This is a genomic window from Dactylosporangium sp. NPDC000244 (assembly GCF_040300725.1).
Classification (GTDB): Bacteria; Actinomycetota; Actinomycetes; order Mycobacteriales; family Micromonosporaceae; genus Dactylosporangium.
This window is the reverse complement of the sequence record NZ_JBEPEH010000089.1, coordinates 1-14,170: the sequence shown is the minus strand read 5'-3', so window position 1 is coordinate 14,170 and position 14,170 is coordinate 1. Positions and strand designations below refer to the sequence as shown.

The 14,170-nt window shown below is 69.3% G+C and carries 8 protein-coding genes, 1 pseudogene and 2 CRISPR repeat arrays; all 9 genes and pseudogenes read left to right on the top strand.

Features of this window, described 5'->3' with window-relative positions; translation table 11 throughout:
• A pseudogene (locus ABT369_RS57005) lies at positions 1 to 522 on the top strand (hypothetical protein); the annotation flags it as partial.
• 239 nt (positions 523 to 761) lie between these two features.
• Positions 762 to 2,925: direct repeats of the CRISPR family, unit length 28 nt; unit sequence GGAGAACCCCCGCGCGTGCGGGGACGAC.
• A 191-nt stretch (positions 2,926 to 3,116) separates the two neighbouring features.
• Positions 3,117 to 5,921 carry a CRISPR-associated helicase Cas3' gene (gene cas3 / locus ABT369_RS57000; RefSeq protein WP_350627000.1) on the top strand — a complete coding sequence of 935 codons (2,805 nt, stop codon included), beginning with the start codon at positions 3,117 to 3,119 and terminating at the stop codon, positions 5,919 to 5,921.
• A gap of 249 nt (positions 5,922 to 6,170) precedes the next feature.
• Entirely contained in the window at positions 6,171 to 7,835 is a 1,665-nt protein-coding gene (gene casA / locus ABT369_RS56995) for a type I-E CRISPR-associated protein Cse1/CasA (protein WP_350626998.1), read from the top strand.
• Entirely contained in the window at positions 7,828 to 8,487 is a 660-nt protein-coding gene (gene casB / locus ABT369_RS56990) for a type I-E CRISPR-associated protein Cse2/CasB (RefSeq protein ID WP_350626996.1), read from the top strand. Before casA ends, casB begins: the two co-directional genes overlap by 8 nt.
• Positions 8,484 to 9,659, top strand: a complete 1,176-nt coding sequence (gene cas7e / locus ABT369_RS56985) for a type I-E CRISPR-associated protein Cas7/Cse4/CasC (protein ID WP_350626994.1) — start codon at positions 8,484 to 8,486, stop codon at positions 9,657 to 9,659. The genes casB and cas7e overlap by 4 nt, the downstream gene beginning before the upstream one ends.
• Positions 9,656 to 10,429: a type I-E CRISPR-associated protein Cas5/CasD gene (gene cas5e / locus ABT369_RS56980; RefSeq protein WP_502891967.1), complete on the top strand. Its 774-nt coding sequence runs from the start codon at positions 9,656 to 9,658 to the stop codon at positions 10,427 to 10,429. Before cas7e ends, cas5e begins: the two co-directional genes overlap by 4 nt.
• Positions 10,430 to 10,433: 4 nt before the next feature.
• Positions 10,434 to 11,162 (top strand): type I-E CRISPR-associated protein Cas6/Cse3/CasE, encoded by a 729-nt coding sequence (cas6e, locus tag ABT369_RS56975; RefSeq protein WP_350626990.1) that lies wholly within the window; start codon positions 10,434 to 10,436, stop codon positions 11,160 to 11,162.
• Positions 11,162 to 12,157, top strand: a complete 996-nt coding sequence (cas1e, locus tag ABT369_RS56970) for a type I-E CRISPR-associated endonuclease Cas1e (protein ID WP_350626989.1) — start codon at positions 11,162 to 11,164, stop codon at positions 12,155 to 12,157. The genes cas6e and cas1e overlap by 1 nt, the downstream gene beginning before the upstream one ends.
• Positions 12,154 to 12,432: a type I-E CRISPR-associated endoribonuclease Cas2e gene (gene cas2e / locus ABT369_RS56965; RefSeq protein ID WP_350626988.1), complete on the top strand. Its 279-nt coding sequence runs from the start codon at positions 12,154 to 12,156 to the stop codon at positions 12,430 to 12,432. The genes cas1e and cas2e overlap by 4 nt, the downstream gene beginning before the upstream one ends.
• 18 nt (positions 12,433 to 12,450) lie before the next feature.
• Positions 12,451 to 14,064: direct repeats of the CRISPR family, unit length 28 nt; unit sequence GTCGTCCCCGCACGCGCGGGGGTACTCC.
• Between the last annotated feature and the right edge of the window lie 106 nt (positions 14,065 to 14,170).

Below are 14,170 nucleotides of genomic sequence, written 5' to 3'. Positions count from 1 at the left end.
GTCGACCCGACGACCGCCGACATCGCGGTGGCCGTCTACGACCTCGACGAGATCGCGGTCCGCCTCGCCGACGGCGCCGACTACGACGGCCTGACGGCGCTCATCGCCGCCGACCTGGCCCCGGCCCAGCTCGGCTCTGCCGAACCCTCGACCCTGCCTGGCCACAACGTCGACACGCCCGACACGCTTCCGAAAGCGCTCGAGGCGGACCCCGACCTGCGACGGCTGACGCCAGCCGATCACGCCGCCGCCGAACAGCTCGCTTCACCGGACGATACGCCGCGGCCGGATCCCGACACCGACGCTCACGCGGCGAGCCAGGCGCCCGCAGCGCGGACAGCATCGCCCTCCAGCAACGATGCAGGAGCAACCGTTGCGGCGACGCCTGCCACCCGGCAGGCCATCGATGAACTGCTCAGCACCGACCCCACAATGACCGTCACCGCGATCGCCGCAAAGATCGGCAGAACACCCCGCACCGTGTACCGGAACCTGCCTAAACGGGCACGCCACCCCTCTTAGCGTGTGGAGCACCTCAGTGTGTGCCTGGCCATCACCCGCGGACCCCTAACACGCGCCGCGCTCGATGCGGACGCAACCTGGTGCCACGGCACGAGGCCGCTCAGCGTGAGGCTGATCGGAGAATCCCACGCGTGCGGGACGACGTGTATGCCAGCTGCGTGAGCTGGATCGATCCGGATGCGAGAACCCCTGCGTGTGGGGACGACTCCGGCACGAGCAGCAACTACGTGCGCGTCAGCGGAGCACCCCCGCGCGTGCGCGGACGACTGGTGGCAGCGTGCTGGGCGCCGTGCCTCGTCAGGAGCATCCCCGCGCGTGCGGGGACGACCTCTTCAACGCCAGCAGCGCTGGCGTAATGCCGGGAGCGCCCCCGCGCGGGCGGGGACGACGGAGCCGCGGTGATCGGCGTCGGAACCTCGTACGGAGTACCCTCCCCGCGCGTGCGGGGACGACGTGGTCTACACGGACTCGCTGGCGGGAGACCTGGGAGAACCCCCGCGCGTGCGGGGACACCCGGAGCCGACCTTGTAGGCGTACGTGACCTCGGGAGAACCCCCGCGCGTGCGGGGACGACTCAACGAGATAGCAATTCCCGTTGAACGTTTTAGGAGAACCCCGCGCGTGCGGGGACGACTGCACCGTAGCCACAGTCGCCTTCGCCTCCTTCGGAGAACCCCCGCGCGTGCGGGGACGACTAGTCCTCCCACCTGATCGGGAACACCCCGGTCGGAGAACCCCCGCGCGTGCGGGGACGACTCGACGAACCCGGCCGGCGGCACCGCACGGTCGGGAGAACCCCCGCGCGTGCGGGGACGACGTTGACAAAGCCGTCGACGACGGCCGCATCCAGGGAGAACCCCCGCACGTGCGGGGACGACCCCCCGGAACGTCTCGGATGATCGGCGGAGGGTGGGAGAACCCCCGCGCGTGCGGGGACGACCTGGAGAAGGGCGACGTGGTCAAGTACCTGACGGGAGACTCCCGCGCGTGCGGGGACGACTGCTTCTCCCGGTCGAGAATGCCGGTGGGGGTCGGAGAACCCCCGCGCGTGTGGGGACGACGACGCGCTGTCGTCGTACGGGCCGTACATGCCCGGAGAACCCCCGCGCGTGCGGGGACGACAACCGCTGCAACGCGTGGACCATATTGTGAGTCGGAGAACCCCCGCGCGTGCGGGGACGACATCGGCCCGACGGTGACGGTTGCTGCGAACGCGGGAGAACCCCCGCGCGTGCGGGGACGACTGGAGCAACGTCACCGGCGGCACCGCGTCCGAGGGAGAACCCCCGCGCGTGCGGGGACGACGAGATCTGGCTCAGCGTCTCGGCCATGAACTGCGGAGAACCCCCGCGCGTGCGGGGACGACCCGTCCGCTTCAACCCACGGCTCCCACGAGCCCGGAGAACCCCCGCGCGTGCGGGGACGACTGTGAAGCACTGCCGGAATGCCTGCTGTGCTGCGGAGAACCCCCGCGCGTGCGGGGACGACCCCGCCGGCGGCGCGCCGATGGTCGGCATCGGCGGAGAACCCCCGCGCGTGCGGGGACGACGGCACGGTGACGACCGGATCGACAGCCGGGTTCGGAGAACCCCCGCGCGTGCGGGGACGACCAGAATTACAGCCACAAAAACGGACGATCATGAGGAGAACCCCCGCGCGTGCGGGGACGACCGGTCCTCATCCACGGTGTCGTCGTGGAGGTACGGAGAACCCCCGCGCGTGCGGGGACGACACGCTTCCCCCCGCCAACGTAGCGAGTAGGGGAGGAGAACCCCCGCGCGTGCGGGGACGACTGAGCCGCAAGCGCCCAATGACCGTCGATGAGCGGAGAACCCCCGCGCGTGCGGGGACGACCAGCGGATGAACTGCCGCTGGTGGTGGGAGAACGGAGAACCCCCGCGCGTGCGGGGACGACACCCATGTGCAGATGCATTAGGATCTCGCCCCCGGAGAACCCCCGCGCGTGCGGGGACGACCTCACGCAGATGGTGCGCGACATCAACTGGTCGGGAGAACCCCCGCGCGTGCGGGGACGACGTCGGCGACGGGCACGATCAGGACCGGCATCGGGGAGAACCCCCGCGCGTGCGGGGACGACCTGAGCTACAGGGACATGGAAGCGGGGGCAGGAGGAGAACCCCCGCGCGTGCGGGGACGACTCGCAGGCGGCGATCACCGCGGCGCTCGCCCCGGGAGAACCCCCGCGCGTGCGGGGACGACACCGTGCAGCCCGTGCCCGCGGTCTGGGCGCCCGGAGAACCCCCGCGCGTGCGGGGACGACGCCGTCTTCCAGCGGGCCTTGATCACCTCGGGGGGAGAACCCCCGCGCGTGCGGGGACGACGCCAGGTCGGCGGCGATCGTCGCCTCCGCCGAGGGAGAACCCCCGCGCGTGCGGGGACGACACTTGCTGACCAGCGATTCTACTGTCACGTCGGCCGATTCTCGTTCAGTCGCACTGCCGACGATTCGGGTTGCGCTACCCGGAACGGCTCGTTCGTTCGGGTGAAACACTTTCGTACGATTCGTGTTGTTCCGGACGAAAGCCGCATCACGCCTCCTGAAACTGTCGTACCGCTGCTTTATGTTGCCGGGCGTGGATGCGGAACTGTTGCGGCGGCTCGCGCCGTTTTGGGGAAAGTCCAACGCCGGTGGCCGCCCCAACCTGCTTGTCCAGCACCTCCTCGACGCTGCGGCTGTTGGTGAGCTGATCTGGGACCGCTATCTGGCCCCAGCAGCGCGCGACCGGCTGGACGCTTGCTGCGGTGGCCGCGGCCGTCAGCTGTTCGTTGTGTTGTGCGCGCTCCATGACGTCGGCAAGGCGACGCCAGCCTTCCAGGACAAGGTGACGGCATTGGCGGCAGCGGTCCAAGCGCACGGCTTGCGGTGGAGATCGTTGCCGAAAGACGCGAAGCAATGGCATCACACCCTGGCTGGCGGGGTGATTGTGCGGGACGCGCTTCGCGCGGCTGGTTGGAGTGTTGACCAGGTCGATTGGGTGGTGCCGATGGTGACTGGTCATCACGGCATGGTGCCGAAGCGCGGTAGGTATCAAACGCCGGTCCGTCACGGGCATGGCCAGGGGCCGGAGTGGCGGCGTGCTCAGCAGGAACTGGTCAACGCGGTCAGCTGCGAGGTGGGAGTTGACCTCGCTGGCCTTGAGCCGACCTCGACACCGAGCAGGGCCATGCAGTTGGCGTTGTCCGGCGCGGTGATCATGGCGGACTGGATCGCCAGTGACAGCAACCGATTCCCCGGCATCGACCGTCTGGACCAGGTCTCGATGGACGTGGCGCGTGCACGAGCCCGGGACGCGTGGCAGAGGCTGGAGCTCCACGGCGGCTGGCGTGACCGGTCGTTGCTCGCGCCGCCCGGGTTCTTCGAGAAGCGGTTCCGCCGACGCGAGGTCCGACCGGTCCAGGCGTCGGCCGTCGAGCTCGCCTCTACGATGCCAGGTCCCGGGCTGATGTTCATCGAGGCGCCGATGGGCGAGGGCAAGACGGAGGCGGCGCTCGCGGCTGCTGAGGTCCTAGCGTCTCGGTTCGGCGCCGATGGTGTGTTCGTGGGTATGCCGACACAGGCTACGAGCGACGCGATGTTCAGCCGCGTCGTGGACTGGGCTCAGTCTTTGGACGCCGCTGTCCCGGTCGGTCTGCTGCATGGCAAGCGCCGGTTCAATCAGCGCTGGCGAGAGATGCGCGAGGCGCGTTTCAGCGACGTCGATGACGACGAGTACGGCTGTGAGGATGTGTTCGGCGTGGTGACCGGACGGTCGCATGCCGGGCAGCGCACGGCGGTTCCAGCGGAATGGTTTCTCGGGCCGAAACGTGGCCTGCTGATGCCGATCACGATCGGCACGATCGACCAGCTGTTGCACGCGGCGACCCGCACCAGGCATGTGATGCTGCGCCATCTCGGGCTGGCCGGTCGAGTCGTTGTCCTCGACGAGGTGCACGCCTACGACGTGTACATGATGCAGTTCTTGACCGAGGCGTTGCGGTGGCTCGGCGACGCTGGCGTCCCTGTGGTGCTGTTGTCGGCGACGTTGCCGCCGGCGATGCGTCGGCAGCTGGCCGAGGCGTATCTGCAGGGAGTGGTACGGGAACCCGATGTAGCGGTGCCTGTGTCGGTGGTCGGGGACGGGGGATACCCGGCGGTGCGGTGGGTGGCCGCGGCGGATGGTCGAGTGCAGAGCGGCGGCTGCTCGGCCGAGCCGTGGCGGGATTCGGTCGGCGTTGCCGTTGAGGTGCTGGACGAGGGTCCGCGTGAGGGACCGGAGAAGCTCGTGGCCATGGTCGCCGAGGCGCTGGCTGACGGTGGCTGTCTCCTCGTCGTGCGTAACACGGTCCGCCGCGCACGGCAGACCTTCCAGGCGTTACGGCAGGCGTTTGCGGGCGACGGCACGACCACGGTGTTGCTGCACGCGCGGCTGATGATGGGCGAGCGTGTGGACCGCACGGAACGGGTGCTCGATCTGCTCGGTGCGCCGGATCGTAAGCAGGCACCGGCACGTCCGCCGCAGATGATCGTCGTGGCCACCCAGCTCGCTGAGCAGTCCTTCGATGTCGACGCCGACTTGCTGATCAGTGATCTGGCGCCGATCGACCTGCTGCTGCAGCGCATCGGCCGGCTTCACCGCCATGTCCGTCCGGCGGACGCTCGGCCGTGCCGTGTTGCCTCGCCGAGGGTGGTGGTCGCCGGCATGTCGTCGGTGGGCGGCGGCGTGCCCGTGTTCCCCCGCGGCAGCGAACACGTCTATGGCCGTTATGCATTGTTGCGTGCGGCGCACCTCGTGCGGGAAGCGAGTGCCGGAGGCGGGTGGAGCGTGCCGGCGCAGGTTCCTGAGCTCGTGCAGCGGGGCTATGACGCCGGGGAGTCGCTGCCGACGGACTGGCAGGCGGACGTCGATGCGGCGCTCGCGCAGTGGCAGTGCAGTGACGCGATTCGGCGGGACAACGCCAAGAAGTTCATCCTGGCTGGTGCCGGTGAGCTGCATTGCACTGACCTCGCGGGACTCCATGACCGGGCGACCCGGGATCTTGACGACGACGACGCCGTGTCCGCGGTCGTGCGTGACGGTGCGGACAGCATCGAAGTCGTCGTGCTTCGCCGACGCGGTGACCTCAAGTACACCCTGGACGGGCGCTGCCTTGGTCCCGCCGACACCATGATCAGCGATCCGGACGTGGCCGAGGCCGTCGCCCGGTCGACGGTGCGCTTGCCAGCGTCGTTGAGCGAGGACGCGCGGCTTGAGTTGGCTCCATTATCCGAGGCTGGCGGCGACCCTTGGCTACGTCGTATCAGGGTGCTGGAACTGGATGACGGGAACAGCGCGATTGTGGGACGGCACCGGCTCAGCTACGACCTCGAACTGGGGCTCGTCGATGAGCCGGCACCGTGAGAACCCCGCATGGCGGGGAGGACCTATGGACGAGCTACACCCACGGGGCACCCCGGCGGAGCCGGGCGTGTTCAGCGTACTGGACGAAACGATCAAGCATCCTCCACCAGCTATACCCAATTGGGTCAATGGTGTTACGCTCGGCCGGTCCGGAGCCCGGCGCCCGGTGCGCCGCTCCGCCCCTCGCGTGCCTGCCAGCGCACATGCACCTCGAACAGTCCAACGCTCAATGACGCGTGGAAGGACGAGATGTTCAGCTTCGACTTGACCACGGATCCGTGGATCCCGGTGATGACCCGCGACGGGCGGCAGACGGTTTCGCTGCGCGTCGCGTTGCTCGAGGCGCACCACCTGCTGGGTGTCGCGTTGGACTCGCCGCTGGAGGCCGTTGCGTTGTTCCGGCAGGTGCTGCTGCCGGTCTACCTCGATGCGCTGTTCGTCGACGCAGGATGCCGGTACCCCCGGACGCCGCGCGAATGGAGCCAACTCTGGGCGGCGGCGGTCCTCGACCGCCACCCACCGTGGGCCGACCCCGGACCTGACGCGAAAGGCCCGATCGACGCCTACCTGGATCGGTACCGTGACCGGTTCCAGGTCTTCGGCACGCATCCGCTCGCGCAGGTCGCGACGTTGCGCGCCGTCAACGGCGAGACCAAGCCGGTGTCGGTGCTGATCGCATCGGCGGCCTCCGGCAACAACGTTCCGCTGTTTTCGGCCCGGACCGAAGCAACACCACCCACGCTGTCCCCGGCGGAGGCGATCAGGGCGACGCTGGCGACGCACTGCTGGGACACCGCGGCCATCAAGTCCGGCGCGGACGGCGACCCGATGGTGCGGGCGGGCAAGACGACCGGCAACCCGACCGGCCCCCTCGGCGGGATCGGCGTGGTGTTACCGCTCGGCAACACCCTCGCCCAGACACTGCTGCTGCATGTGCCGGTCACGTCCGCCACGGGAGTCGACGACCGGCCACAGTGGCGGGCGGGCCCCGACCAGCATCCGTCTGCCGGGCCCGGATGGCAGCAGCGCCCGGTCCGCGGCCTGCTGGACCTGCTCACCTGGCAGGCCCGCCGGATCCGGCTCGTGCCGGAGGCCGGCCCCGACGGGACAACCGTCATCCGACGCGTGGTGCTGTCCGCCGGGGACCGGATGACTCGGCTCCCGGACGAGATCGAACCGCATACCGCCTGGCGGATGTCCAAAAACAGTAAGGAGCAGGTGCCGGTCCGGCACACGGTCGGTCAGTCCGCCTGGCGGGGCATGCTGCCGATGCTTGCCACCGCAGCGAACAACCCGCACGGCTCCAGCCCCCGGGTGCTGGGCACCATCCGCGACCTCCAGGACCACGACCGGGATCAGTTGCCGATCGACTACCCGCTACGGGTCCTGACGGTGGGGGTGCAGTACGGCAACCAGTCCGCTGTCGTGGAAGACCTGATCGTCGATCTGCTGCCGATGCCGCTGGCGGCACTCAACGCCGACAGCAGCGTCTATCAGCTGGTCGAGGCCATGGTCAGCCAGGCCGACGACCTCCGCATGGCGACGAACCGGCTCGGCGATGAGCTCAGACTCGCCGCCGGCGGCGAGAAACTGACCTGGGACAAGGGCGATCGGCTCGGGGACCGGATGGTGCACGCGTTCAACCCTGTCGCGCGGGAGGTGCTGTCCCGGTTGCAACGGCGTCCCGACGACATCGACGCAACCGAGGAACTGTGGCTCGCCGAGGCACGCCGCATTGTGCTGACAGCCGCCGAGGGCGCCTTGAACGCGGTCCCGCCCGAAACGTTCATCGGCCGTGTCCACAGCCTACGGGACATCTATCGCGCCGCCGCCGCGGAGGCCCGATTCCGCGCAGCGATCCGCAGCATTCTTGGCGAACCGGTTCCTGCCGGCACACCTTCAGGAGGTGCGTGACGACATGTCCATCACAGACGAGCGGCCCCAGTTCTACTGGCAGCGCTACAGGGCTGGCGGTGCGCGATTCGCCAGCAGGGCTGGCGCCGATCTGGCCGCACTACGCCGCGGTGTTGGCCGACTTCCCGGATCGGTTCCGGCGATGTGGCCGTTCTACACGCAGATCAATCCTGACGGGCGGACGACCGCGCGCTACGCCGCCGAACATGCCGCCCTCATACTCTTCGCGATTCACCAGCAGTCTCAGGCCACGTCCATGCACCGCCCGAACGTCGGTCTCGGCACCGCCGTGCTGAGACTCCGCCAGCACGGCCCACGACGGACCGGCGGCCCAGCACCGGCCACCGGCCCCGCTGCTCCCGACTGGACGAAATCGAGCCCGGTCGACCGCCGGTTCAATAGCGCCGCCACCGCATCCGACCTCACCGAGCTTGTCCTGCACCTGCGAGGCCTGGTCACCCAGCTGCGCGGCATCGGCCAGCCGCTCGACTACACGATGCTCTTCGACGACCTCCGGCGCTGGGACTTCCCCGACGGCGCCGCCCAGGTCCGTCGCCGGTGGGGCATGCAGTACTTCACCCGCAGCGGCCGAACCACCGACGAAGACACCGCAACCGATCCCACCCAGCTGACCGACGAGGAGTCGCTGTGAACCGCACCTACGTTGACGTGCACATCCTGCAGACCGTCCCGCCGTCGAACCTCAACCGGGACGACGCCGGCAGCCCCAAGCAGGCCATCTACGGCGGGGTGCGCCGCGCTCGAGTCTCGTCACAGGCGTGGAAACGTGCCACCCGGCTGGCGTTCAGCGAGCGCCTGAACCTCCCCGCCGAGCAGCTCGGCATTCGCACCAAACGTATTGGCCAGCAGCTCACCGACCGCATCACCGCCCGCACAGGCCTCGACCCGCAAGCGGCTCGGCGCCTCGCCGACGCCATGCTGGCCGGGCTCGGACTCACCGCCAGTAAGAAGAAGGCCGAGGAGAGCGCCTACCTGCTGTTCTACGGCAGGGCACAGCTCGACCGGCTCGTCGACCTCGTCGCCGACAACGCCAGCGACCTCCTCGCGCTCACCGGCGAGCCGCTCACGAAGGCCACCGCGGAGCTCGGTGTCCAGCAGGTCCTCACCGAAGGACACCCAATCGACGTGGCCCTCTTCGGCCGGATGGTCGCCGACCTCACCGCGCTCAACGTCGACGCCGCCACCCAGGTCGCCCACGCGCTCAGCACCCACGAAGCCAGCTTCGAGTTCGACTACTTCACCGCTGTTGACGATGCCAAAGACCGCGAAATCGAGGACGCCGGCGCCGGGATGATCGGCACGGTCGAATTCACCTCCGCCACCCTGTACCGGTTCGCGACGGTTGGCATGCACCAGCTCATCGAGAACCTCGACGGACGGGCCGACGCGGCCGTGGACGCCCTCGCCGCGTTCCTCGAGGCGTTCGTCTACTCGATGCCGACCGGACACGCGAACACGTTTGCGCATCACACGCTGCCGAATCTCGTCTCGGTGGTGGTCCGCGGCGACCAGCCGGTCAACCTCGTCTCCGCCTTCGAAAACCCGGTCCGGCTCCCATCGGCCTACGCCAGCGAAACCCGTCCCCGCGACGGGATCGCCGCCGAATCCGCCCGCCGCCTCGACGCCGAACTGGCCAAGGCAGCCCGCCTGTGGGGCGTCACTCCGCTGTCCGTGACGTCACTCTACGACCAGCAGGCTGTACCCGAGCCGGCCGCGCTCGGCCCGGTCCAGCCATTCGCCGAGATCGTGGCCGCAGTCCGCGACGCGGTCACAGCCCGCATCACCGAAAACGTCCCGGCATGAGCCAGCCCCCGGCGCCCGGCCCGCACAGCCTCGTGCTGCGGCTCGCCGGCCCCATCCAGTCGTGGGGCGGCCAAAGCCAGTTCAACCGCCGCGACACCCAACCGGAACCCACCAAGAGCGGCGTGCTCGGCCTGCTCGCAGCCGCACACGGCTTGCGCCGTCAGGACCCGATCGAAGTGCTGCTCAGCCTCACCTTCGGCGTGCGCACCGACCGGCCCGGCACCATGCTGCGCGACTACCACACCGTCAGCACACTCGACGGCACACCCCTGCCATCCGCCCAGGTCAACGCCAAAGGCACCCAAAAACGCACCTCACCGCCCAAGTACACCCACCTCACCACGCGCTACTACCTCCAGGACGCCGTCTTCGTCGCCGCCGTCAGCGGCCCGCGACCCCTGCTCGAAACACTCACCATCGCCATCCGCAACCCCGCGTTCCCGCTCTCGCTCGGCCGGCGATCATGCCCGCCCACACAGCCGCTGCTGCTCACCGACCCCGAGCACGGCACCGATCTGTGGCACGGCGACATCCTGAACGTCCTGCTCCGCGCGCCCTGGCAGGCGCCCACGCGTACACCACCCACCGGCCCGCTGCCGATCACCGTCGACGACCCCACCGGCGACGATGTACGCACCGACCTCCCCACCACCTTCGACCCGCTACACCGGGCCTTCACCACACGCACCGTCAAACACCACTGGGCCACACCGCCGGGCTACCCGCCCCTCGCCGACGGCCACAACCCCTTCGCACTGCTCGGAGGCTGATCCGATGCCCTACCTGTCACGCATCTGGCTGAACCCGCAACGCACCAAGGCCCAACTGATCCTGCGCAACCCCCAGGTCGCGCACGCTGCGGTCCTGGCCGGCATCAGCCGCCAACCCGTCAGCGAACGCGTCCTGTGGCGTCTCGAACCAGACCCGGTCACCCAGCACCGGCTCAGCCTGCTCGTACTCACCGACAGCCACCCGTCATGGGAACACCTCGTCGAGCAGGCCGGCTGGCCACACGCCGACGAACCACAGGCCATCACCCGCCCCTACGAGCCGCTGCTGAACCAGATCGCACACGGCAGGCAGTTCACCTTCCGGCTCAAGGCCAACCCGACCAGCTCCACCAAGACTCCCGACAGCCCGTCACCGACGCAGAAGGAACGTCTCACCCAACACAGGCCACGCGGCGTCCGAGTCCCGCACCGCACCGTCGCCCACCAACTCGCCTGGTTCACCTCCCGGATCGACCGGTGGGGCTTCACCCTCGTGGACGGAGAAGCCGGCCTCCCGGCGGTGCGCGTGTCCGGCCGCGAACGACTGTCCTTCAACAAGAGCAGCGACCGCGCCGCACCCGTGGTCCTGCAGACCGCAACATTCGAAGGCGCCCTCACCGTCACCGACCCCGACACCGCCCGCCAGAGCCTGCTGCACGGCGTCGGCCACGGCAAGGCCTACGGCCTCGGACTCATCACCCTCGCGCCCACCATCAGCGCGGCACACACCTGATGTGGTGGCTCGCCAACCCCCAAGACCTCCACCGCGTCGCCGACCGGATCTCCAACCTGTACGTCGAGAAATGCCACGTAGACCGCGCCGACAACGCCATCGTGCTGGTCAACCGAGAACGCACGATCCGAGTCCCCGCCGCGATGATCGCAACACTCCTGCTGGGACCAGGCACCCGCAACACACACGCCGCGATCGCGCTGCTGGCCAACTCCGGCACCGCCGTGTCCTGGGTCGGCGAACGTGGCGTCCGCATGTACGCCTCAGGATTGGGACCCAGCCGCGGCGCCCGCCTCCTGATCCGGCAGGCATACCTCGTCACCCGCACGAAGGAACGCCTCGCCGTCGCCAGACGCATGTACGCCATGCGATTCCCCGACGAAGACGTCTCGGAACTCACCATGCAACAACTGCGCGGCCGCGAAGGAACACGCATCAAGAAGCTGTACCGAGAACAGTCGACACGCACCGGCGTTCCATGGAACGGACGTGTCTACAGACCAGGACACCCATTCGACGCCGGCGATGATGTCAACCGGCTCCTCTCGGCCGCCCACAGCTGCCTCTACGCCATCTGCCACGCCACCATCGTCGGCATCGGCGCCAGCCCAGGACTCGGATTCGTCCACACCGGCGGCGCCACGTCGTTCGTCCTGGACATCGCCGACCTGTACAAAGCCGAGTACACAATCCCGATCGCCTTCGACCTCGCCGCAGCAGGGCACGTCAGCGAGCGAGACGCCCGCATAGCCCTCCGCGACAAAGTCGCTGACGGCAAACTTCTTGCCCGCATCGTCCGCGACATCAAAGCACTACTGCTCGCTGACCATGCCGCTGCCGAAGACACTGACATCAACGAACTATGGGACGAGGAACACGGGAGCGTTCCCGGCGGCGTCAACTGGGCGATCGACTACGCAGACAACCTCTCCGACGATTTACTCGTCGGCGTGACCGGGCCTGACGTCGACCCGGCTAAGCAGGTTGACTGGTGACCGTCGTTGTGCTGATTGCAGTCGCAGAAGGCCTCCGAGGCCACCTTACTCGCTGGATGATCGAAGTCGCGCCCGGCGTGTTTGTTGGCAATCCCAGCAGTCGAGTACGCGACCGTCTATGGAATCTGCTTGCCGAACGAGTCGGCGACGGGCAAACGATCATGATCGAGCCCGCGCGCAACGAGCAAGGATGGGCAACGCGAACTGCGGGTCGAGACCGCTGGCACCCAATCGATCTCGACGGACTGATTCTAATCGCACGTCCACGCCGATAAAGTCCCAGCTCACCAAGCGTCGTCCCCGCACGCGCGGGGGTACTCCCTCGTTCCACTTCGGACCGGGGCCCGGGTAGGCGTCGTCCCCGCACGCGCGGGGGTACTCCCCTCGACCACCGCCGGTTCGTCCGCGGCGCAATGTCGTCCCCGCACGCGCGGGGGTACTCCCGACGCGCACCTCGTCGCGGCGGTCGCGGCGAAGTCGTCCCCGCACGCGCGGGGGTACTCCCATCAGCGCCCCCGCCGAGGCGACATCCGCAACGTCGTCCCCGCACGCGCGGGGGTACTCCGAGTTCTCGTCCTGCATCGAGCCCGGCACCGGCGTCGTCCCCGCACGCGCGGGGGTACTCCGGACATCCTGCCGCTGCGGACGCTGTACATCGTGTCGTCCCCGCACGCGCGGGGGTACTCCCTCCCGCCCGGGCCGGCATGGCCCGCGCCGAGCGTCGTCCCCGCACGCGCGGGGGTACTCCGGCCTTCGGCGAGGACGTCTCCGGGCTGGCCAAGTCGTCCCCGCACGCGCGGGGGTACTCCCGGCGGGAGGTTCGTGCCGCGGAACCCGGTGGGGTCGTCCCCGCACGCGCGGGGGTACTCCGCTTCTGAACATTCCACGACCCAGCTAAACCGAGTCGTCCCCGCACGCGCGGGGGTACTCCGGGCCGAGGAACGGAAGGCCCGCGGCAGCCAAAGTCGTCCCCGCACGCGCGGGGGTACTCCGGCCATCGGCTGGACAGTCCGCCGCGGCAGCAAGTCGTCCCCGCACGCGCGGGGGTACTCCCTTGAGGGCGACGGCACCCTCGGGGGTCTCGGCGTCGTCCCCGCACGCGCGGGGGTACTCCGCAGTACTCCCGGGCATAGTGACGGAGAGTCACGTCGTCCCCGCACGCGCGGGGGTACTCCCACGGTCAGCTTTTCGTCCGCGGTGTCGGTCAGGTCGTCCCCGCACGCGCGGGGGTACTCCGCGTCGCGTGACGAGCGCACGTTGGCGCGCGAAGTCGTCCCCGCACGCGCGGGGGTACTCCCTCGACGTCGGCCGCCTCGTAGAACACGCCGGCGTCGTCCCCGCACGCGCGGGGGTACTCCGTCTGCCTCCCCCTGCGTCCGGCTGGCGGAGCCGTCGTCCCCGCACGCGCGGGGGTACTCCTTTCTCGTCCTCGGTGGGCGGGCGGTCCGGGTCGTCGTCCCCGCACGCGCGGGGGTACTCCGTCCGGCATGCCGAGGTCGTCGATGAGCCGCACGTCGTCCCCGCACGCGCGGGGGTACTCCCATCGACGTCACCGCGGCCGTCGAGTTCATGCCGTCGTCCCCGCACGTGCGGGGGTACTCCCGTGGACGCGAGCTTCGACGTGTCGACCTCGGCGTCGTCCCCGCACGCGCGGGGGTACTCCCGTGTAGGCGCCGCCGTCCATGGAATCGATCGGGTCGTCCCCGCACGCGCGGGGGTACTCCGGTAGCGCGGGCGCCGTACCCACGTGCCGACTTGTCGTCCCCGCACGCGCGGGGGTACTCCCACACATGCACCCGCAACGAGCAGCTCGCCCTCGTCGTCCCCGCACGCGCGGGGGTACTCCCGCCGACCGCATCTGGCACGACCAGCGCCAGCTGTCGTCCCCGCACGCGCGGGGGTACTCCTCCAAGGTGTTCTAGTGCTCCGAGTCGCTGATTCGTTGATAGATTGACGGTATGGGTGACGGTCGTGGTCCGAAGTTGGCGGTGCTGGAGCTGACCGCTGAGGAGC